The 22,206-nt window shown below is 38.1% G+C and carries 18 protein-coding genes and 1 riboswitch; of the genes, 1 reads left to right on the top strand and 17 read right to left on the bottom strand.

Going from position 1 to position 22,206, the window contains the following annotated elements; all coding sequences use genetic code 11:
• Positions 1-270: 270 nt before the first annotated feature.
• From QBE53_05625 to QBE53_05605, 5 genes are all read right to left on the bottom strand, one after another.
• Positions 271-2,358: a methyl-accepting chemotaxis protein gene (locus tag QBE53_05625; protein ID WZL82589.1), complete on the bottom strand. Its 2,088-nt coding sequence runs from the start codon at positions 2,356-2,358 to the stop codon at positions 271-273.
• Between the two features lie 205 nt (positions 2,359-2,563).
• Positions 2,564-3,346, bottom strand: coding sequence for an AAC(3) family N-acetyltransferase (locus tag QBE53_05620; GenBank protein ID WZL82588.1), 783 nt, complete (start codon positions 3,344-3,346; stop codon positions 2,564-2,566).
• Positions 3,347-3,364: 18 nt separating this feature from the next.
• The gene (locus tag QBE53_05615) at positions 3,365-4,711 is read right to left on the bottom strand and encodes an MATE family efflux transporter (protein WZL82587.1); all 1,347 of its coding nucleotides are present in this window, start codon (positions 4,709-4,711) and stop codon (positions 3,365-3,367) included.
• The gene (locus tag QBE53_05610) at positions 4,711-5,157 is read right to left on the bottom strand and encodes a MarR family transcriptional regulator (protein ID WZL82586.1); all 447 of its coding nucleotides are present in this window, start codon (positions 5,155-5,157) and stop codon (positions 4,711-4,713) included. The genes QBE53_05615 and QBE53_05610 overlap by 1 nt, the downstream gene beginning before the upstream one ends.
• An 89-nt stretch (positions 5,158-5,246) precedes the next feature.
• Positions 5,247-8,534: a DUF5107 domain-containing protein gene (locus tag QBE53_05605; protein WZL82585.1), complete on the bottom strand. Its 3,288-nt coding sequence runs from the start codon at positions 8,532-8,534 to the stop codon at positions 5,247-5,249.
• 163 nt (positions 8,535-8,697) lie between these two features.
• Between QBE53_05605 and QBE53_05600 the strand changes: the two genes are divergently transcribed.
• The gene (locus tag QBE53_05600) at positions 8,698-9,558 is read left to right on the top strand and encodes an AraC family transcriptional regulator (protein WZL82584.1); all 861 of its coding nucleotides are present in this window, start codon (positions 8,698-8,700) and stop codon (positions 9,556-9,558) included.
• On the opposite strand, the gene QBE53_05595 is transcribed toward QBE53_05600, so the two are convergent.
• The 12 genes from QBE53_05595 to QBE53_05540 all read right to left on the bottom strand — a co-directional run bounded on the left by QBE53_05595 (position 9,538) and on the right by QBE53_05540 (position 22,201).
• A complete protein-coding gene (locus tag QBE53_05595) occupies positions 9,538-10,980 on the bottom strand; it encodes a hypothetical protein (GenBank protein WZL82583.1) in 1,443 nt (480 codons plus the stop codon). The genes QBE53_05600 and QBE53_05595 overlap by 21 nt on opposite strands.
• Positions 10,977-11,876 carry a RimK family alpha-L-glutamate ligase gene (locus tag QBE53_05590; GenBank protein WZL82582.1) on the bottom strand — a complete coding sequence of 300 codons (900 nt, stop codon included), beginning with the start codon at positions 11,874-11,876 and terminating at the stop codon, positions 10,977-10,979. The genes QBE53_05595 and QBE53_05590 overlap by 4 nt, the downstream gene beginning before the upstream one ends.
• Before the next feature lie 40 nt (positions 11,877-11,916).
• Positions 11,917-13,284 carry a cobyrinate a,c-diamide synthase gene (locus QBE53_05585; GenBank protein WZL82581.1) on the bottom strand — a complete coding sequence of 456 codons (1,368 nt, stop codon included), beginning with the start codon at positions 13,282-13,284 and terminating at the stop codon, positions 11,917-11,919.
• A gap of 8 nt (positions 13,285-13,292) precedes the next feature.
• A complete protein-coding gene (locus QBE53_05580) occupies positions 13,293-13,823 on the bottom strand; it encodes an ATP:cob(I)alamin adenosyltransferase (protein ID WZL82580.1) in 531 nt (176 codons plus the stop codon).
• Between the two features lie 12 nt (positions 13,824-13,835).
• Positions 13,836-14,609: an ABC transporter ATP-binding protein gene (locus tag QBE53_05575; GenBank protein ID WZL82579.1), complete on the bottom strand. Its 774-nt coding sequence runs from the start codon at positions 14,607-14,609 to the stop codon at positions 13,836-13,838.
• Positions 14,602-15,636: an iron ABC transporter permease gene (locus tag QBE53_05570; protein ID WZL82578.1), complete on the bottom strand. Its 1,035-nt coding sequence runs from the start codon at positions 15,634-15,636 to the stop codon at positions 14,602-14,604. The genes QBE53_05575 and QBE53_05570 overlap by 8 nt, the downstream gene beginning before the upstream one ends.
• A 29-nt stretch (positions 15,637-15,665) precedes the next feature.
• Positions 15,666-16,697: an ABC transporter substrate-binding protein gene (locus tag QBE53_05565; GenBank protein WZL82577.1), complete on the bottom strand. Its 1,032-nt coding sequence runs from the start codon at positions 16,695-16,697 to the stop codon at positions 15,666-15,668.
• 183 nt (positions 16,698-16,880) lie between these two features.
• Positions 16,881-17,075, bottom strand: a riboswitch (cobalamin riboswitch).
• A 25-nt stretch (positions 17,076-17,100) separates the two neighbouring features.
• A complete protein-coding gene (locus tag QBE53_05560; GenBank protein ID WZL82576.1) occupies positions 17,101-17,748 on the bottom strand; it encodes a class I SAM-dependent methyltransferase in 648 nt (215 codons plus the stop codon).
• 11 nt (positions 17,749-17,759) lie between these two features.
• On the bottom strand, positions 17,760-19,385 hold the full coding sequence (locus QBE53_05555) for a diguanylate cyclase (GenBank protein ID WZL82575.1): 1,626 nt from the start codon (positions 19,383-19,385) through the stop codon (positions 17,760-17,762).
• A 127-nt stretch (positions 19,386-19,512) separates the two neighbouring features.
• Positions 19,513-20,151 carry a GntR family transcriptional regulator gene (locus tag QBE53_05550; protein WZL82574.1) on the bottom strand — a complete coding sequence of 213 codons (639 nt, stop codon included), beginning with the start codon at positions 20,149-20,151 and terminating at the stop codon, positions 19,513-19,515.
• 21 nt (positions 20,152-20,172) lie between these two features.
• A complete protein-coding gene (locus QBE53_05545; protein ID WZL82573.1) occupies positions 20,173-21,354 on the bottom strand; it encodes a glycine betaine/L-proline ABC transporter ATP-binding protein in 1,182 nt (393 codons plus the stop codon).
• Entirely contained in the window at positions 21,347-22,201 is an 855-nt protein-coding gene (locus QBE53_05540) for an ABC transporter permease subunit (GenBank protein WZL82572.1), read from the bottom strand. Before QBE53_05540 ends, QBE53_05545 begins: the two co-directional genes overlap by 8 nt.
• Between the last annotated feature and the right edge of the window lie 5 nt (positions 22,202-22,206).

The raw sequence follows: 22,206 nt of genomic DNA, 5'->3' as shown, positions 1-22,206 counted from the left end.
TCTTACCACGTTAATCAATAATGTCTTGGCTCATGAATCATTGAGATTATAATATCATAAACGCCCCCTCACTTATGTAGCCACAGCTACATTTATTTGAATTAATTATGTTTACATATTATGCAAATAAAATGTCTGTCATCATGCATCTTCTTATAGTATATCATAACCTTTTCCAAATAGCACAAACAAAAAACCCCATGACCAGCATCTTTTTATATGCATGATCATGGGGTTTTTACATATTCGATTCTAAACGATTACAATTAATTATAATGTAAAACGTCTAATGATTTGCTCAAAGTCTTCAATAATGCCTTCGATTTCTACACACGATGCAGAGACTTCTTGAATGGATGCAGTTTGTTCTTCCACAGCTGCCGCTGCTTCTTCTGTACTTGCAGCATTTTCTTCAGCTAAGGCTGAGAGATTGCTCATTATATCGGTCATTTTAACTTTTGTATTGCCCATTTGTGTACCCGATGCCTTAAGCTCATCAATATAACTACGCATCGTCTCAATCGCATCATCAATCCCCTCAAATTTATGCTGGGTCATTTGTACACGATTTTCTTGAGACTTTCCGATTTCTTTTGATATTTCCATCTGTTTTACAGCTTCATTTGCCTTAACTTTTAATTCTTGAATAGTCAAGGAAATCTCATCCGAAAAACTTTTTGACTGTTCTGCCAGTTTACGTATCTCTTCTGCAACTACAGCAAAACCTTTTCCAGCTTCTCCCGCTCTAGCCGCTTCAATCGCTGCATTTAGCGCAAGTAAATTGGTTTGTCTGGAAATATTTTCTATCATGTCGCTGGCTTGTCCAATATATTCTGCACGTTCATTTGTCTCACGAACAATTTTATCAACAAGTCCCGTTGCCTTTTGATTTTTTTCTGTTTCTTCAACAAGGGTATCAATCAAATCTACCCCTTCATTTTTTAGTGTCTCTACATGATCGGCTGCTTCGATAATTTTCCCAACATTTTCTTGTTCAGATTCAATGAGTGCACCTAAGTGTATAATGCCTTCAACACCATTTTCTGTATCTTGTGCTTGTGAGGATGCACCATTTGCAATTTCCTCAATTGTACTGGCTATTTCTGTTGAGGCTGTTGAGGTCGATTGAGAGATTACCGATAGATTCTTTGATGTTTCTCCCATAAGCTTTGAACTATTATCCATATTGGTGACAATCTCTTTTAAGCTCGTCTCAATTTGGCTAACAGCCTTAGCAAGTAAACCAACTTCGTCTTTTCTTTCAACCATTTGTTTATCAATTGTGTGGGTTAAGTCATATTCAGATAGGCTTTGAATGTTTTGGATAACTTGATGGATCGGATTAGAAATAATTGCATTAAGTATGATTCCTAAAAAGATGCTTATGATTATCGCAACGATTGATATAATGATGTTATTTCTATTAGCAATGGCTTGAATATCATTTAAATGCTCGGATACATTAGAAATGATTTCATTCGCAATATCGGATGTACCTGCAGCGTATTGACGCATGCTTTGCCGTGTTGTTGTTTGGTCTTTAACCAATGTCTGATAGGAGATAAATGTCGTCTTATAATTATTAATATTGTCAATTGATTCGTTTATTGATGCAATAACCTCTGGATTATCAATACCTTCTTTGGCTTTATTAAGCGCTGTCTGTGTTAATTCAACCTTAGTAAGAAGCTCATCAGCATAGGTTTGTTCTTCTGTATTTGCATACATCAGCGACGCAATACGTACTTGGGAATACGCATCAAAGGCTGATTGCATAACCACTAAACGATCAAGTCCACTATTCATCTGTTCAACAGTGTCGACACTCATGATATAGTCATTTTGCGAAGATATCAGTTGCTCAATACGACTTAACGCTGTATTTCCAGCTGCATTCCTCGATGTTGACAGTTCTTCTTTTTGTCGATTAAGTTCTACATATGTTCGAAAATCGCTTCGATATTTTTCAATGCTTTCTAACATTTGCTTTGAACTGACACGGTTTTCTTCTAAATCCATAGTATCAAGAACACTATTGATATACTTTGCACTTTCATCCAAGTGTTGTTCCACCAAGTCTGCCGACTCTTGACTTAGATCTTTTTCAAACCGTACTTGTTCCACACGTGCCAGCGCTAAAAAATCGATGGCTTTATTTGTTTGATATAATATATGGTTCTGCTTTGAAATATCTGCATAATTTGCCATAGTTGTTCCTGTTAAAATTAAAATAAGTACAACTAAAAGTGAAAATGCTCCCAAAAGCTTTGACTGTATTTTCATATGATTAAATATACGTAAATTTAATGTGAATGTTCTTTTTTTTTGAACTTTCTTTTTTTCTTTTGCTAAATCCATAGAAAAACCTCCCATTGATTAGGTCTAAACACCTAATCATAAATTAAAAACTAGTAGTATAGACCTATTATATGCGAGGATTATCATTATGTAAAGAGAATTATTATTAACAAAAAGTTAACTGAATGTTATATTTGTGTTATGTTTTTTGTCATGCTATGTAAACTTATACTATCTTTTATTTTTTTTTAGAATCATAGTAATCCTATGTCCACCATGCCTTTGGAATCTCTTCCAACTCCATCAAACAATTGCGTTGATGGGACAAAACTTTTTTTGTCACTTCAAAAATTTTATTGGCATCACATAAAATGCAGTCTGCATCTCCAAAAATTGTGGCTTCTGCTGCGTTGTTATCATAAAACGCCTGTTCCAGTTTAGTATATGCTTCTGAGATATGTGCTGTTGTTGAATTATAGTGGCGATACACATGACTCTCCCTTAACGTACCGTCAGGCATGACAATCTTAAAAAGAACCGGTTTTTCTGTAAAACGTTCCGGAACATCTAGCCATTCTTCTACGCCGTGAATAAACGTGTTGCGTGCATGGTTTACGCCTAGCAAAAGAATTTTTGCATGTCTGTCTCTTAGACGATCATAACAGCCGCCCCTTTGACAAGACGTAGTCATGTTTTCTTCGCCTTTGACAAATTCTTCTGCATCCGCTCCATATGCCGCCACACTATGCGTCGGATGTAACGACCGATAAACACCTTGGCGCTTCATAAAAAGATTCGTCAATATCCCTACACAAGATGGTTCCTTCCTTGGGTCAAATACATTGTACGTTGCACTCATCTGCGCCCATGTATGTGTCGGAAGAATTAATAGCCCTTCTGACAAATATTCCATAAAGGCGTCCAAAACTGTATCCGCGCCACCTTCAACCTCACCAACAGCTTTCATTGAAGAATGGATAAACAAGGTATCTGTTGGTTTAATTCCCATCTTTTTTATTGCTTTTATTAAATCTGGCTTCGTATACATCCTTTACCTCCTTCTAAATTACAATTCTTTTGCCAATGCATGCATTCCAAAGTAAAATGCGATACCTGTAATTACAGCAGAGACTCCATCTGCAAATGGAGCAGCATATAAAAGCCCCTTAAGTCCCCATAAATTTGAAAACACTATAATAGCAGGAATCAATAAAATAACCTGTCGTGTTAAGGTAAGCACCATTGATGCCTTTGGTCGTCCGACCGCTTGAAAAAAATTGGCGCCTAAAGCTTGGAAACCAATAACAGGCAAAAATCCAAACCATATTCCCATCGCCAACTTTCCAAATGCAATAAGCTCTGGTTCCTGATTAAACACCGTTACTATTTGTTCTGGAAACATACGCGTAACAATCCAACCAATAACAACAATCACCGTTGCAGCTATAATAGCCAACATCTGCGCTTCTTTAATTCTTTGATATTTTTTGGCTCCGTAGTTAAAGCTAATAATTGGCTGTACGCCTTGATTTAATCCGATAATCGGCATCAACAAAATAGTTTGAATACTATTAATAATGCCCATGCCTGATACTGCAATATCTCCGCCATAAGCGAGTAAGCTTTTATTTAAGATAACATTAAGCAAGCTATTGCTTAGCTGCATCAAAAAACCAGGCATTCCTAGGGAAATAATTTGAGTAGTTACATCAAATCTTAACTTCATATTATGCAGAGTAATACGCTGTTGTCTTTTTTTTGATAAAAAATAAGCCATAATCCACCACACAGATATTGCCTGAGAGATAATCGTTGCGAGTGCAGCTCCTGTCATCCCCATCTTAAAAACAAAAATAAACACCGGGTCCAACAAAATATTAATCCCCGCTCCAACAAACATAGTAATCATTGCTAACTTCGGTTTGCCATCTGCACGTAAAAAGTTATTCATACCAATACTTAATACCTGGAAAATCGCCCCAAAAAATATAACCCGCATATATTCGGTAGCGTAGGGTAAAACGGTCGCACTTGCACCAAAGATTGTTAGTAACGGTGCCAAAAATATTTGTCCAAGAATTAAGAATAAGGTTCCACTAATAACTAATAATGAAAAAGCATTTCCAAGGACTTGTCCCGCCTCTTCATGCTTACCTTGCCCTAACTTAATTGAAAATAACGTTGCCCCACCTACACCAAATAATAGACCAATCGATAATAAAATAATCATAATTGGAAAACCGATGGTAATTCCGGCTAATCCATCCGAACCAAGATCCGGAGCATTTCCTATAAAAATACGGTCAACAACATTATATAATGCATTAATAATCATGCCAATAATTGCTGGCACAGAAAATTTAATCAACAAACTCGATATTTTTTCCGTACCTAAAACATTGCTTTGTGCCATTAAAACTTCCTCTCTATTTCTCTAAAATCTGCTTTTTCAACTTTTTTAACCATTGCCTCCAATACATCAAACATAATGTCAACTTCATGTGCATCAATGTCTTGGGTCAAATAGTGTGTCCAACCATTTAGCTGTTCGTATAGCTTCTCTTTAATGTTTATGCCTTGTTCAGTGACATATACCTGATATGCCCGTCGATCGTGTATATCTTTTTCCTTAGTTAAAATCCCTTTTTTAATCAGTGATTGTACCGCTCGAGCTGTCGCCCCTTTATCAATCATTAAAAAAGTGGATAGTTCTTCCTGAGACACATGATCATCATCATAAAGATGAAGCAAAATAGGTAACTCAGCCGCTGTAATATTTAAAGGTTTAAGCACAAGATTAAGATACACTTGATTTTTCCGATACAGTATTGACACTAAACGTCCTATACTTCTTTGCATAAATGTCCTCCAAATCAAATAAAATAGTTGACGCAACAACCATTATAACGACAATTGGTTGTCACGTCAACTATTATTTTGTGTTTTGCTTATTGTCTCACATCAGTATACACGTATCGGTATATATGACTGTGCATATGTGATGGTTCTATTTTAAGTGCTTGTTCAAAGTAGGTTGTCGCCTTCTGATCATCGCCCAATCCCAGATGTCCAAGTCCCATCAAGTAATAGCAATGGGCTTTATTCATCTGATTATAATCCGTCTCAAAAATCAGAAAATCCGGTAAAGATACAGCAAAATAATCGATTTTAAAATCATCAAAAAGGTGTTTTTCTCCATAATCAATTAATCGATAAAACCGCGCCTTGGCTTGCGTCTCCTCTCCAAGCTGTCGGTGTGCCAGACCTTGGTACATTATCATATCTGCTGGCTGGTCATTATAATACATCATGCCTGCCGGTTCATTCGTCCCAACTGTCGCTCGTCTAAAGCACTCTATCGCTTCACGCTCCATATTATCAAGACCCTGATTAACCTTTCCTAATAAGTAATACACATCATTATCTTTATCACCTTCAAGTTTACCTTCGCCTAAATTTCTAGGGTAAGTCAATGCCTGATTTAGATAGGCTTTTGCTTGTTCTAATCTATTGTTGGCTAATGCGTCTTTAGCCATAGTCATTAAAGCAAACTTATACTGCCCAGTAATTTTTCCTTCTCCGCCTTCCCATGGATGAAACTGTCTTTGCATCATTTTTTCATATGCTTTTTTACTTGAACCTGTCATGTTTAACAGCGTCACATACTCTACGTATAAATCATCACGACATTCGACCACGTCTATATAACGCTCATAGCGTTGCAGACGCTCTTCAAAAGACATATCTAGTTTTTTATAAAGCTGATCTAATTCCAAGAAAACCCGTGGATCGCTTTCATTAATAGCCCACGCTTTTTCCATAGCCATCTTTGCCTTTTTGGGATTGTTGAATTTATTATAGTAAGCCAAACTTAAGTTACGATAGACAATTGGAAAATCATCATGGGCTTTGGCACACGCTTCCCAAAGTTCAGTCGCCTTTTCCCACTGCAGTTTATCATAATAGACATTCCCTAAATAATACGCTGCCATTGTTGCTTGATACTGATTAATGGCATAACGAAGTACTTCAATATCCTCCAATTGATTTGGAAAACAATAATCCGACGCCGCTTGTTCTGCTGCTTGAATATATTGGTTTGCCGCATCATCTTTTCCTAATTGATGGGCGTAATATCCTAAATAATAACCTACTAACGGTGAAAAATCTTTGACTGTTTTAAGTACCATGATTGCCTCTTCATATGCACCAAACTCTGCATAATCTCTAGCAACAAGTAACATATTGTCAACGGATTTTTTGAACACTTTTTCACTCGCTTCATTTTTTAAGATGCCTTCTTCAAAAAGTAATACACCATGAAAAGAATCAACCGTCAAGCTTTCTTCACACCATTTTCGATGCGCTTGGATTCGTTTTAACTTACGAAGTACATAAGCTTTTAATCCTCGAGCTTTGATGTTCTTTGTGTTTTTGGTCAACGCTTTATCAATCATCTCCAAAGCATGCTCATAGCGTTTTTTTCGACAATCGATGGCTGCCAAATAATAAAAAGCCATCTCTTGCTGTTCATTGGTCCATGTCGCCTTATAAAATGCATCATACGCCCCATCCATGTCATGAAGGTAAAAAAGCGTTAATCCCAGATTGTAGTATGTTTCACTATCATAAGGATTGGGGTTTAAACGTATCAAGCGTTCAAGCGCCTTGTTAAAGTGTTCAAGCGCCCTATCAAAGTCTCCTCGACGCAGCAAAAGTGTTCCATAAGCGTTGTTGATACGTATGTCTCCAGCATCCCGCTTTAAACCTTCCAAATAGTATGGGTCCGGCAGATACGTCGCATGTCGATATTGTTCGATATGCATTCCTGCAAGCAGAAGTTCTTCGTTGGTTTGAATCAGCTGGGGAGCTTCCACTGCTTTAGCCGGATCTGGAATCGGTTCAATCTCTTGGCTTTCAGGCGCATAGGATAAAAGTAGCTTCCCTTGCTCAAATATTGAAGCTTTCAGTCCAACTTCAGATTCACAGCAAAAAGGTATTTCTTTTGCATAGGTCTTAACTGGAGAGATTGCAATAGATGCTTCATAGATAACATCGTCGTTATATTCAATGATTATGTCAAGTTTTTTTTCACTGGATGCATATACCACCAAATCCACTGTATCCTGACTTTTTTCCATATTCATAACAACATCAATAGTTGCATTTTTAACTTGCCCTACAGCTTTATACGGCATAAAATACTGCTTGAAAGTTTTCTCTTCAAAAGGTTTTAGCCATGTAAAGTCCGGCTGATTATCCGTATAGACCCCTGTCATCAATTCAACATAAGGTCCATCTGTATCCGTCAGATTATCATCCCAAGCTTGTCCAAAATCTCCACATCCCCATGTCCACTGTTTTTTACCTGGTGAGATATGATGGTCGGCCACATGCAATATCCCCGCTTGTTTTTGATAATCATAGCCTCCGACAAAATCATACTTGGACTTTTGCGCCATATAAGATGTCGGTACCAAAATATTCTTATACATAGATATATCAACGCCTGCACTATAGTCCATTTTATAGTATTCCCCTGTTGCAATCGGGAATCTAGAGACATCCCTTTTCCCATGGTCCATAACCGCATGAACGTCCGGTGGAAAAATAGATTGGGTATAATCATTGACCGGAACGGCAGGGTTTGCCCACCATAGGAACGTCTGCGCAAGGGCTGTTCGATTATAAAGCTGTCCGCTAATTTCAATATAGGCTTTATCTGGATACAAGGTAAATGCCGCAATGGATTGTGTGCCATACATTCGGTCCACATCATGCACAAGCACCGACTTGCTGCCATCCTCATGCTCTTGCAGCTGATACTCAACAGGCATATATGTTGTCGGGCGATGATGCTGTGGCCAGTTAAATTCAATCCCTCCAGAAATCCACGGTCCGACAAGTCCCACTAATGCCGGTTTAATCACATGATTATAATAGACAAAATCATAATCATTGGTTTTATCATAGGCACGTTGAATCCGTCCACCAAGTTCCGGTAGAATCATTACTTTTAAATATGGGTTTTCTAAATAAACTGCTTGATAGACTTTGTCCACTTTCTCATCCGATATTTTTTCAACAACCGGGTAAGGATATACCTTTCCTGTACTTCCTTGGTACACACGTTTTTCTAGAAAAATCGGATTCTTTTCCGCTTCCCCAATCTCATATGTCGGTAGCGTAATTTGTTCTTCCCAAACATTCACATAATTGCTTTTAATTGACTCCATATTTGCCTCCATTTCTAATACGTATTGATTAATATACTCCATATATTAAACCTATTGCGAGACTTTTTCATTACTTGAACTTGCGAAATCATTTCAAAAAATTGCTATTGATTTTTTCTGAAAGTCTTGCTACCATGATTCTATATTGTATTGGAGGTCTACTATGAAATCCCATGAACCCTATGTTGCACAAAAATCCAACTATTTTATCTATTCACCTAGCATTACGGCTACGCAAACCTTTTTTTATCCGATATGCACCGGACATTTTATTTATGAACCCGGATATCAATTGTATCGCAACGCCTATGACAGCTTTTTGCTGATTGCTGTCCACGACGGCGAACTGGTCGTCGAATATGATGGTACACGCTCTAGTGCAAAAAGCGGAGACTTTATCTTTATAAATTGCTACAACCCCCATGGATATATAACTTCTGTCGGATGTGAATGTACTTGGATTCATTTTGATGGTCCCATGGCTGCCCATTATTATGATTTGATCCACGAAAGCCATCCTAGCGTGCTTACTCTCTCCGATTCCTATACCGTCCTTAAGCGAGTGGCAAGGATATATCAAGCCTTTTTAAAAAAAGAAAAAATCAGAGAGCCTTTAATGTCTAAATGGCTCTCTGATATCTTAACGTCTATTTTATTAAATCACCCACAAGTTCAATCCATACCTCAACAATCACGTATTGAAGATATAGTTGTCTATATACATGAACACTTTAACCACTCCTTATCCATTGAACACCTCTCAGGTCAAGCACTCATCAGTCCCTATCACTTTATCCGTCTGTTTAAAAAAGAAACCGGCTACACGCCCCATGAATACATCCTTGATATACGTATCAACACGGCAAAATACCTCTTAAAAACATCAACGCTTAGTGTCAAATCTATTGCCTTTGACATTGGCTTTTCAAGTGAAAGTTCTTTTTGCACTTCCTTTAAAAAAAAGGTGGGATTAACGCCATCCAAATATCGCAAAACAGATATATCAAATAATTTCATTGATTAGCGCTGCATCTGGATTCAGATCACTAAAGAGTTTTTTACGTAGCATTTTTTTGCTGCTGATTAAACGAATGGCCATTTGATCAATAGCAATTGTAGACAGCACCGACTGAATATATCCTTCGACTAAACTATCAACCGATAACCCCAGGGTATTAAAGTCTTTGTTATCCATTAATTTGAGCCGTTTCGTCTCACTGTCCCAGCCTTCTTGGGTACGCACCGATAGATTTGTCCCTAAGATTTCCCAGGAATTTTCAAATGGTTCCAAAATTTCTTTAAGTGGCTTTTCTGCTCGGCGAGCATAAATCGCCATAGGTTCAAACCCTTCTTGGGTGGATGCAATCATCATCCGAAGGTCTGCTACATAGATTTCACTTTTTTTGTTGGGCATCATACCCACATGATAATACTTTTGCTCACCATGGACAGTTGACCAATGGTAGTTGCCAATAAGGCTTTGAACAATAAATTCATCATAGTCGTGCTCAACAGCCATAAATGCTTCTAACTCTTGCTCTGACGTAACCGTATACACCCCTTGACCTGCATTGGAATAAGGATTTTTGATGACCGCATGACCTCCAAAGCGATGCACCCAAATGGGAACTTCCCGAAGTTTCACATCATTAATGGTCTCTGGACTATATACTTTCAAATGGGCAGCTGATAGTTGAGCGTTAAACACATCATAAGCTTTAGCCGCCATATTTTTATTGCGTCCGCCAGCAAGACAGGCAACAATTGGATTATATATCACTGTCTTTGATTTAACCGGAATACGATTCCATGGTTTTTGGGTTACATAACGAAATGCCGCTTTAATATCATGCCAATTTCCAGATGCATCACGCACTTGCATCACTTCATCTATAAATCGTACGGAAGGATTTTTATCTTCTGTAAAGTATTGGACAAGGTATACTTTTTCTGCTACCAATTGAGCTAATACTTTGGCATATCCTGAAGCTTCCATCTCGTTTTTATCATATATTACCGCATAGCTTCCCGGAATCGTCCGCTGTTTTTTTACAAAGGGCAAAAACGATTTTTCCATTAACCTTAGATATCCGCCTCTTTCTTCTGTATCATTTAGAAGCGGCATGGATTTTTGTCCTGAAGGTGAAGAATTTGTTTCAATAACCACCATTTTCTTTGCACCTTGTTCATTAACCACATGAAACAGATCCGTTCCTGACCATTGCATATGTCTTGGCTGATACAAGAGCCAGCGCATTAACTCTTCTTTATCTACCATTGGGTTCAAATGGCAAAACCGCTCGACAATCCGCTGTTTATCCATATTAAAAAAAGCTTTGACTGATTGATGAATTTGGGCATGAATCACCTTATTGTAATAATGTTCTTCCATGTTAAAAGTCAAGTCTTGCATTAATTTTGCCGGCCGTTCCAATTCTATTTTCATACGCGCTCCTTTAATAAATACTCAAAAATCACCTGTGGAATATTAACCTCTGAACACGACTCAAGTCCTTTAAACATCGGCGACGAATTGACCTCACAAATTTTAAACCCATCACCATCAAACAACAAATCAACCCCTGCCACATCAAGACCTAGCACCTTGGCAGCCTGAAGAGCTATTCGCTCAATTAATGGGGATACCGGATAGCTTTCTACTGTCCCGCCTGCAGAGTAATTCGCACGAAAATCATCTTCTTTTGCCCGACGAATCATACATCCAACTACACGATTACCTACAACAAAAACCCGCAGGTCTTTGCCTTTACTATCTGTAATCATCTCTTGAACAATTATATTCATATTGACATTGGCTAGCTCCACAATACGAGTCCAATCCTCCATTTGTTTTCGAGTGTCTAACATAAAAACGCCTCGACCAAGAGAACCTGATAATGTTTTTACAACCAAAGGAAAGCCAAACTGCCCTTCAATCAACGCTATATCTACCGGGAATTTCATGAGCATGGTTTTTGGAACGGGCAGCTTTCTATATGCCAGCACCTGCTGGGAAAAAAGCTTATCCTTAACCAGCTCAATCGCTGTACTTCCATTGATACAGGGAATATGGAGCCGCTCAAATTGTCGAATGAGTGCTAACGCAAAATATGTCGTACCCGACCCCATTCTAGGTATGACAAAATCCGGACGTTTTAGCGGTTGTCCATCCAAGAAAATCGAATTCGTCTCATCTTGGTTAACCACAATCTCAAAACGTGCCGGACTGATAACGTCAATTTCAATGCCCATTTTTTCGGCCTCTTCAATAAATCGATGGGTCTCATAATGGGTTTCATTGAGTTCATTTTGATTCACTTTATAAAGAATAATACCTTTCATCTTACCTCCGCGTCTTTACGCATAATAGAATGTATACTCATTATAAGACTTTTTCTTTATATTGCAAGCAACTTTTTATAAATGCTTCAGCAAAATCTAGATTTGCATAAAAGTGCATATGCGCATAGGACGCAACACCATTCCCCTTCCCATAACCACAGGACCATTGTCGGGTTATTGCTCCCTTTTTTTCCTTATGAAGTGCATAGATTTTCTCTTCTTGAATCCTTGCCTTGGATCGGTGAAACTCATGAACTGCTATACTATCACCAGCTTCACCAAAGATACAATCACGAGTCAAGGTCAATGTAGCATAGCCAAAATTTTGCAGAGTCGATTGCATCGATGTCTCTCCATGAAACCATCCGACCATTGAGTGTTCCTTGCCTTCAAGATCATAGAGCTTTTCACATAGATACATCAATCCGCCACATTCTGCATAATAAGGTAGCCCCGATTGTAGCACCGTACGTAAGCTACGTTTCATTTGGCTGTTTTTTGCAAGCTTTCCTGCAAATATTTCCGGAAAGCCACCTCCAATAATCAGTCCATGAATGTCCTTAGGTAGTTCCTGATCATGTATCGGGCTAAAAGAGATAAGTTCTACGCCTTGTTCTCGAAAAAAATCCAAATTATCTTCATAGTAAAAATGAAAAGCTTCATCTTTGGCATAGGCGATACGTAGTTTAGGCATCTTCTTTTTCTTGGCATGAGGTGTATGTATGACTTGCCCTTTTGCCAATTGAATCAAGCGTTCCAGATCGATCGTTTGACTTGCTATATCCGCCAAGTGTTCAAATCGCGCTTCTAAGTTCTCCAACTCATCCGTCGGGACCAACCCAAGATGGCGCTCTGGAAGATTTATTTTTGCCTCTTTACTTAGATAACCTAACACTTCAATATCACAATAATATTCAATTGCTTCCTTTAGCAGTTGATAATGTCCTTCTCCGCCGACCTTGTTACATATGACCCCTGCAATGGAAAGTTTCGGATCAAAATTTTGAAATCCTTGAACCGTCGCTGCAATAGATGCTGCCACCTTGCTGCCATCAACAACGAGAATCACCGGAGTCTTTGTCAGTTTGGCTATTGATGCCGTCGTTCCAATATCGCTTCCGACGTCAGCCCCATCAAATAATCCCATTACACCTTCGATAACGCCGATGTCTGCATCCTTCATATTATGTTCAAACAAATACTTGATATGAACAGGTTCCATTAGGTAAGAATCAAGATTACGACACTTTTTCCCTGTAATATAAGAATGAAACATGGGATCAATATAGTCTGGTCCTACTTTAAAAGGCTGCACGGACATTTTTTTTGATAAGGCTCCTAAGATAGCCATTGTCACTGTTGTTTTTCCACAACCGCTTTGGGTTCCGGCAATACAAATGCTCTTCATAAAATCACCTATCGCTTTGGGTAGTTACGACTGATATATGGAATCTCCTCTATACCGTCTAATGCATTAAGCTGTAATGCCAATACAAAAAAATAACCGGAAAGCAGATTCATAAAATCAATCAACAACGGATCAACGGAATTTCCTTGTTCTTGATAACGATACAATAAGCGTACCAAGCCCTTTGCCTCTGCACGCAAGACATGTGCAAGTCCCGCTCGTCTTGACCCACGAGGTAGCACAAACTGCTGACAACGCCCCTGAACTTTTGCTTGCCAATCATCCACACGATTTTTTAACCAAAGCACTTCGTCTTCTGTGAGGGTAAGCTTCGTTCGAAGTGTTGGATTGCTATGATATATAAGCTCTTCAATTTGAATTAGCTCATCTCGAATCTCCGGCTCAAGACACTGTGCACTAAGCAACCCTGTCATACTGGCAACTTTATCTGTATAGATTTCAAAGTCGCATCGGACATCGCTTGCCTTGTCTGATAAAAATGGATATGCTTCAAATGGACTGCGATAAATAATACTCATATCTTCACCTCTTTATTTTCCGCTAAATTTTTCCCACCGTTTATATGACTGAATCATATAATCAACAATATCGACATCATAGATATCTTTTAGAAAATCGGTCGTAATCAAATCATCACTGTGACCGATTCCTTTAATGCGCCCTTCTTTCATAAACATAAGATTGTCCGAAAGTTGCATCGCCAGGTTAATATCATGAAAAACACCTATCACTTGATGTCCATCTATTTTTGACCACTTTTTTAGATACTTCACTAAGCTCACTTGATGTTTCATATCTAAATGATTGGTCGGTTCATCTAATAAAATCAAACGCGGCTCTTGAACAAGTGTATGGGCTAAAAAAACCCGTTGTAGTTGTCCCCCTGACAGACAATCAATCATTTGATCTCGAATAGATGTTAGTTCGACTTCTTTCATACACGCTTCAACAAGTGCAATATCTTTTTCTCCAGGTGTTTTAAACATAGACTTTTTGATGTGCTGATAACGCCCCATCATAATGGTATCATACACTGAATATGGAAAGTTCACTCTTGAAATTTGACTCATCACAGCTACACGCTTGGCAATATCTTTTCGACGCATGGCATGTACCGATTTCCCATCCAATTCCAAAACTCCATTTGATTCAATTAACTTGGCAATCGCCCTAAGTAGCGTTGTCTTTCCACAACTATTTGGACCTAGAATACATAAGCTTTCACCTTCTGACAAGCGAAAGCTGATATCATGAATCACGTCTGTTCCATTATATCCAGCACTAACATTTTCAAGCTTAAGCATGTCTTTTCACTCCCCTCTTGCTAAAGTATACGTATGCAAAAAAGGGCGCTCCAATAAGAGTTGTCACCGCACCAATAGGAAGTTCAGAAGGTGATATAATCGTTCGTGACACCATGTCTGCTAGGGTCATAAATGCACCTCCAAATAGCGCGGACATAGGTACAACAATACGATGTGAGGCGCCATATATTTTTCGCACCACATGCGGTGCAATTAAATCAATAAACCCAATGATGCCAACAAAAGCAACCGCCGTTCCTGTTAGCAGTGCCGATGCCGTAATCAGAATAATCTTCATGCGTCGCATGTCAATGCCTACAGAAATAGCCTGTTCTTCTCCAAAGGTCATAATATCCATCTCTTGGGCAAAATACATGAGAAACAAAATCCCCGGAATGATAATCATTAAAAGTACTTGTACATGGCTCCACTTAATCGCAGAAAAACTTCCCATCTGCCAAAAAATAATCTGTTCCATGTGTTCTTTTGACAAGACAATAAGAATCGTCAGCATGGAGCTTACAAAAAGTGAAAGGACCATACCAATGAGAATAATCGTCTGATTTTCCAGGTTTTTATCCAGTTGCATCGCCATAGCCATAGCAAGTAAAACGGTTCCCAACCCAAAGACAAATCCAATCATAGGTAATGAAAAGTTCCCTATAAAAGGCAAAGAGATTCCAAACACCACCATGAGGGCTACTCCAAGGGATGCGCCTGAGGATACACCTAGTGTATAGGATGAGGCTAGAGGGTTTCTAAGTACCGATTGCATCACAGTTCCTGTTACTGCAAGAGCGGCTCCAACTAAAAATGCAGCAATCGCTCTAGGTAATCGCATTGTCCAAAAAATGGAAGCAATATTATCCGATATTTCACTTGGAAGCTCTAAAGCAAAAAGTTTATGTCCAAAAATGGCAAAGATATTTGCAGGCTCTATTCTAACGGTTCCAAACCCTACAGCTACCATCAATACCATGACACATATCAATACCGTTATGCCTATCTTAAGTTGTAGTTTTTTCATATAATATCACTTCAATCTTTTGTATACACTTATTCACTAAGTGCAGAATATTCATCAGGGTACACGGCTTTTGCCATCTCTTCAAGCGCTTCTACAATATGATGGTTGGATAAACTACTCTTGCCGTTATCAATATAATATACATTTTTTTCTTGGACGGCTTTGACATTTTCCCAGCCTGTTCTTGCAAGAATTTCTCCTACAGAGTCTTCAATATAACTGACATTCGTTAAAATCACATCTGGATTTTTTGCAACTGCCGCTTCTTCTGAAACTGAAATCCAACTTTCTTCATCAGCAAACGCATTATTTGCACCTATAAGTTCAATCATCTCATGCAAAAAAGTCTCTTGTCCAAAACTATAGATATTTGGCAATGCTGCAATTTCAAACATGACTGTTTTTTTATCTTCGATAGTGGTTCCAATAGCGGCAATGGCATCAATACGCTCTTGCATTTTTTGATTAATTTCTTGGCCTTTTGCTGATGCTCCCATGACATCGGCGATAAATTGATTATCTTCTTTTACGCCTTCAATACTTGTGCTTGATGGAATCATAATAACACAAATTCCTAATTCAACCAATTGTTCAAAAGGATTATCTCCTTTGGCCAAGCTCATTCCGGAGACAAACATCACATCAGGTTCAAGTGCTGCTAATGCTTCGATATCCGGTGTCATCATGTTAAACTGTGGTAACCCATCGACGCCGTCAACATATTTAGGCGACTGGGTATCTACTGCTACAAGTTTATCCAAGAATCCAAGCTCTTCGATAACCTGAGTCATGGATGGTGCAAAAGATATAACACGCTCAATATTATCCGGAAGGGTAATAGGGTTACCTGCACGATCTGTATCCGTCGTCTCGTCTGATTCTGTAGCCTCTTCTGTGTCTTGTGCACTTGGCTGTTCTTGTGTATTAGTGGATGCTTCTGTATTTGCTGTAGTCTCTGTTTGCTCTGTGGTACTTGGTGATGTACTTGGTGATGTACATGCTGTAAATGCAAACATCAAGATAAGGAGCACTGCAACATATTGTTTTAGATTTCTTTTCATGGTTATTTCCTCTTTCCTGTTGGTTTGTATAGTTTGTGTTAATTGTCAATGCGAACCTCAATCTTTTCTAGAGAAATAAAAAAGCTGTATTATCGAATTCATAATACAGCAACTTATTTTTTGATACATCACATTCATATCTATAGCAAAGTACCCGTTGCATTCTCTTGGATCCGAAGAGTTTTCATGCTTATGATATGCGACTGTCTTCTGACTTAAAACTATAGCGCTTTCCTCCCCTTCCCGAAAGTTTTCTTTCAGTGGGTGTCTCTTTGGACTAAGGTTTGCTCGTTTATTACAGCAGCGGCCCTGTGAGGGATTCACACCCTCTTCCATGTAACGAATTGTTCATTACGTATCGCGTATCTTTTATTCAATTAACTTCTTAGATTCTAACCTAATCCTATCGATGTGTCAATGTAATATAACGCTTATTATCTGTATACACAATACGTAATCCCACTTTTTCTGCAATAAATTCCATTGTTGTTAATGTAAAAAAAGAAACATGACTTCGATCTCGCATATAATGCCAATTAATAAATTTCCCCTCTGCCTGGGGATGAAATTGTGTCATAATGGCTATAATCCCCTGAGGCTTAAGTAAGGATTTGAACAACCTAAAATATTCAAGGGGATCTTTTAGATGTTCTACAACCTCTGTTGATGTTATCAAGTCATACTGCTTTTTCTCATATACAGGTTGTGGCGAATAATACTTGTCATAGATATCTATGGCATACCCATAGTCTTGTTCTAGAATCATCGATAAAACCGGGGAAGGTCCACTCCCAAAATCCAAACCAACTTTTCCATCCGATGCATACTCTACAATAGCGCACTTTATAAACTTTTGAAAGTACGCCACATACCTAGGGTCTTCAATAGAATTATGGTGTTGGTCATAAATCTCTAATTCTGCTTCGTCGGATATATAATCTTTCTCATCTTTATATATATAGTCACACTGCTGGCACCAAAAATAATCTCCAATTTTTGGATGGCATAGTGTGATTGTCTCTCCTGCACACAAACGACATTTTGTACTCATTTATATTCCTTTCAATAAAAACACACACAGTTTCTACCACTCTGCTTTGCTTTATACAACGCTTTATCTGCAAAGTCAATAATTTGAAGCATCTCATGGGTAGTTGATTCTACATATTTTGCACCTATACTAATCGTCAGATTAACGGCTTTTTCATCAACATAGTACATCAGCTGCTTCTTCTCTATTTGCTGACGCATATGCTCCGCTAAATCCTTCGCTTCATCCACCGTCTTTACTTTGGCAATCACCACAAACTCTTCTCCACCAAAACGTCCTACAAAGTAGTCCTTCGTTGGAATACTTTTAAGAATTGCCGCTACTTTTCCTAAGCATATGTCTCCTTGAATATGCCCTAGCGAATCATTATATGCCTTGAAAAAATCAATATCAATCATATATACCGCGATATTGTCCCGCTGGCCTTCATGACTAGCCATGAACTTATTGTATTGATGTTGAATACCCCGTCGATTATATGTTTGGGTCAACTCATCCATCATGCTTTCTTGTATCAGGCGCATATTTTTTTGCTTAATATCTTCTAACTCTTTCGTTGTGTGATTGATATCATTACGCAGTTTTCGTGTGATTTCACGAATATGGCGTCGATCTTTTTTACTCTTATTATGTTCTAATTCTATTGATAATATCTCAAGCTTTTGTGATAAATTTGATGCCTCTATCTCTTTTTCCTTCATCGAGTAATATTTGTAATAATTCAACGCTTCTTGATAATTTTCCTGCTGTTCATAATAATTCGACAAAATATTATATAGTTGACTAACTTTCGAATCAAGTCCTAGTAAAGCCGCATCTGTTAAGGCTTCTTCGAGATAGCCTAGGGAATCGTTACCCAACAAGTCGGATAACTTTGCTTGGTAGATAAGCAATTCAATCTTATAGAATTTATTATGAATTGTATCGTAATGCTCTCGCGCCCTTTGGTAGTGCATACTTGCTTTTTGATAGTCATGTAATTCTATCATTGCACGTCCAAGTTTCGTCTCAGCTTCACCAATCAAGATAATATTATTATGTTTGATCGCAAGCTCCAAAGCTTTTTGCATATACTCCAAAGAATTCGAAAATTCTTTTTGTATATAGTAGATTTCACCAATATTTAAATAAATCGATGCCGCATTGAGTTCAAGCTGTGGATCTTTTATTTGGGACAGGGTTATCTCAAGTGCGTCTAGATAGCAACTTAAGGCTTTTTCATAGTCTGTTGCTTCACGGTACACTTCCCCGATATTGTTGACTACTGACGAATACATATTCAAGTCATTTACTTTTTCAGAAAGGGATAATGCAATCATAAAGTTTTCTAATGCACTGGCATAGTCCCCATAATAAAAATATATTATTCCAGTAATGTTACGTGCTTTCATTATACCCAGATTATCCCCTAGTGCTTCAAAAATCGATAACCCTTTTAGCGCATTGGATAAGCCGTGCACATAATCTGACATCACACGGCAAGCAAAAGCCATATAAAAATAGGCTTGCCCTTGACTGTATTTTGAATTTTTAACGGTTGCGTATTCTAACGCTTTTTTTGCGTTTTCATAGGCTTTTTTTGGCTGACTTAAAGCATGCAGCTTTGCTTGTTCAATATGTGCGTTGATTGTATTCATCCTTTTTCACCCTTTATGCCCTTAATAATATACATATTCATTATAACATTTTTCCTAACCAATGAGTACAATTATCTATACAAAAATAGGACTAAAGCCATAACTCAAGCTCCTTAGTCCTACTTTACTATTTTCCGCCTTCCATTTGTATGCGCATATACTCTCCCAAGCGTATGCTTGACTGAGGATCACCTACATATAAAAGACGATCGTGCAATTTTATTGTATCTTTTGGAGAAGGTGATAACAAGGTCTGTCCCTCTCTACGGATGCCTACCAATGTTGCCCCTGTATTCTCCCATATCTTGAGTTCTTCAATGGTTTTTTCAAACGTATCACAATCAAATGCTAAGGGGTATTCATGAACAAATACTTGCTCAACATTTTTAAAACGACTTGAAAAATCTACAATTGAATTCACCGTCTGATTCATCTTTTTTTCTATATTATCCCGTTGCTCAAGCAAATCAACAAGTTCTTCCTTTAGCTCATTAATGCTGGCACGCACAGTATAAATTTTAATAAATTCTTCTGCTTTATGGCGAGAAGCAACATAAATCCCGTTACCATGTTCGACAGTCACAATATTTTTTTCTTCCAATAGTCCCATGGACTTACGTATTGTCTCTGGGGATACATTGTATTCTCCTGCAAACGTTGTACGTCCACTAATTTTTTGCCCCTCTTTTAGTTCACCTTTGATAATGCGCCCTGCTACATCCATAGCTACACGCATATATATTGGCTCACTATTTTTTCTTGCCATTTGCATGCCTCCTCAAAATTCCTAATGAGATAAAGCTGATACAACATCTTCATTACTGATAACACCACGTAAACGTTTTTTCTTATCAACAACAGCTATATCATAATCGCTTTCATTTAGTTTAGCGAAGGTATCGAAAACAAAAGCGTTACGGTTAATCGCTTCATGCTCTTCAATAACAAATGCATCAATTGATTGTCCAGGATTTTCTTCTAATGTCTTTTGTTCTACAAAGCCTTCAAGTTCATTGTTGCTATTAACGACATAACAAAAGTCACGATCTTTTTCTAACAGTTGCTTATTAATCGATTCTGTCGTATCTCCCAAATGGGCTAATACTGTCGGTGCTCGCATAATCGTTCGTACTTTTAATATTCTTGATTTGTCGACATCTTCAATAAAGCTTGTGACATAATCATTGGCCGGATTTTCAAAAAATTCATCCGGTCTACCTACTTGTACTAATTCACCATCTTTTAATAATGCTACCCGATCCCCAAGTTTAAAGGCTTCATTCATATCATGGGTAATAAAGATAACTGTCTTATCCATATAATCTTCTATGCTGAGTAATTCTTTTTGCATATCTCTACGAATAAGTGGATCAAGTGCACTAAACGGTTCATCCATCAATAGAATCTCCGGTTCGTTAGTTAAAGCTCTAGCAAGTCCAACCCGTTGTTTCATTCCACCACTTAGTTGATGTGGAAAATAATTTTCCCATCCTTCAAGTCCAACAAGTTTAATTGCCTCTTCTGCTTTTTCTCTTCGAATCGAAGGCGATACATCTTGTACCTCTAAACCATATTCTACATTATCAATAACCGTACGATGACTTAATAAGCCAAAATGTTGAAAGACCATCGCTACTTTTTTTCGTCGCAGTTCACGCAACTGCTCCTTATTATAGTCACAAATATTCTCGCCGTCAATAAGTAATTGTCCTCGTGTTGGGACATTCAACATATTCATACATCGAATCAGTGATGACTTCCCACTTCCTGACAAACCAACGATGACGAACATCTCGCCTTCTTCTATATCAATGCTCACATTATTAACGCCAACAGCTAAACCTGTTTTTTCACGAATTTCCTGAATGGTTTTTCCTTCATCTAGCATTTTTAATGCACGTTCTTTTTTCTTTCCGAATACCAACGTCAAATTTTTTATTTCTACTTTATAATTAGCCAGTTTACTCACTACCTTTCTTTAAACGACTTGCCGTTCCTTGTAACAAACGGTCCAATATAATCGCAAGGAATACAATAGCAATACCGGATTGAAAACCTTTTCCAACTTCCATTCGTCGTATTGCGACGAGCACTTCTTGCCCAATCCCTTCTGCACCAATCATAGATGAGATAACAACCATCGCCATCGCCATCATCGTGGTCTGATTAACACCGGTCATAATTGAAGATAAAGCTTGTGGAAACTCAATTTTAACCAGCATCTGACGCGCTGTTGATCCGAAGGATTTTCCCGCCTCAATAACTTCCTTGTCTACATTTGAAATACCTAGGTAAGTCAAACGAATAAGCGGCGGTATCGCATAGGTTGTTGTGGCAATAAGTGCTGCCACCTTACCTAAACCAAAAAACATAACCGCTGGCAATAAGTACACAAAGCTTGGCATTGTTTGCATTCCATCAAGTATGGGAAGCATAATTCGCTTGGCTATATCCGACTTTGCCATAAGAATTCCAAAGGGGATTCCAATCAAAAGGGATACGAGTACAGCAACAATAACAATGACTAATGTATAAATCATTAATTCCCATAAACCAAACAAGCCGATTAAAAAAAGCATTAACGACAATATTGCCCCTGTTTTCCAGTTGTATAGCTTCACGCCGGCAACGAACACACCTAAAATCATCAACCACCATGGAATTATGTTTAGCCCGGCTTCAACGACATTAAAGACTGTCAATACAAATCCTTGTATAAAATCAAAAAGTAGTCCCCAGTTTAGCAACATCCATTCGACGGCTTTATCTATGGGCTCTGTTATTTCAAAACTTAGCTGCTCAGGAAAATCAAACAAATTTT

This window comes from Vallitaleaceae bacterium 9-2 (assembly GCA_038396585.1).
In the GTDB taxonomy this organism is placed as follows: Bacteria; Bacillota; Clostridia; order Lachnospirales; family Vallitaleaceae; genus UBA1351.
This window is presented reverse-complemented; position numbering and strand designations above follow the sequence as displayed.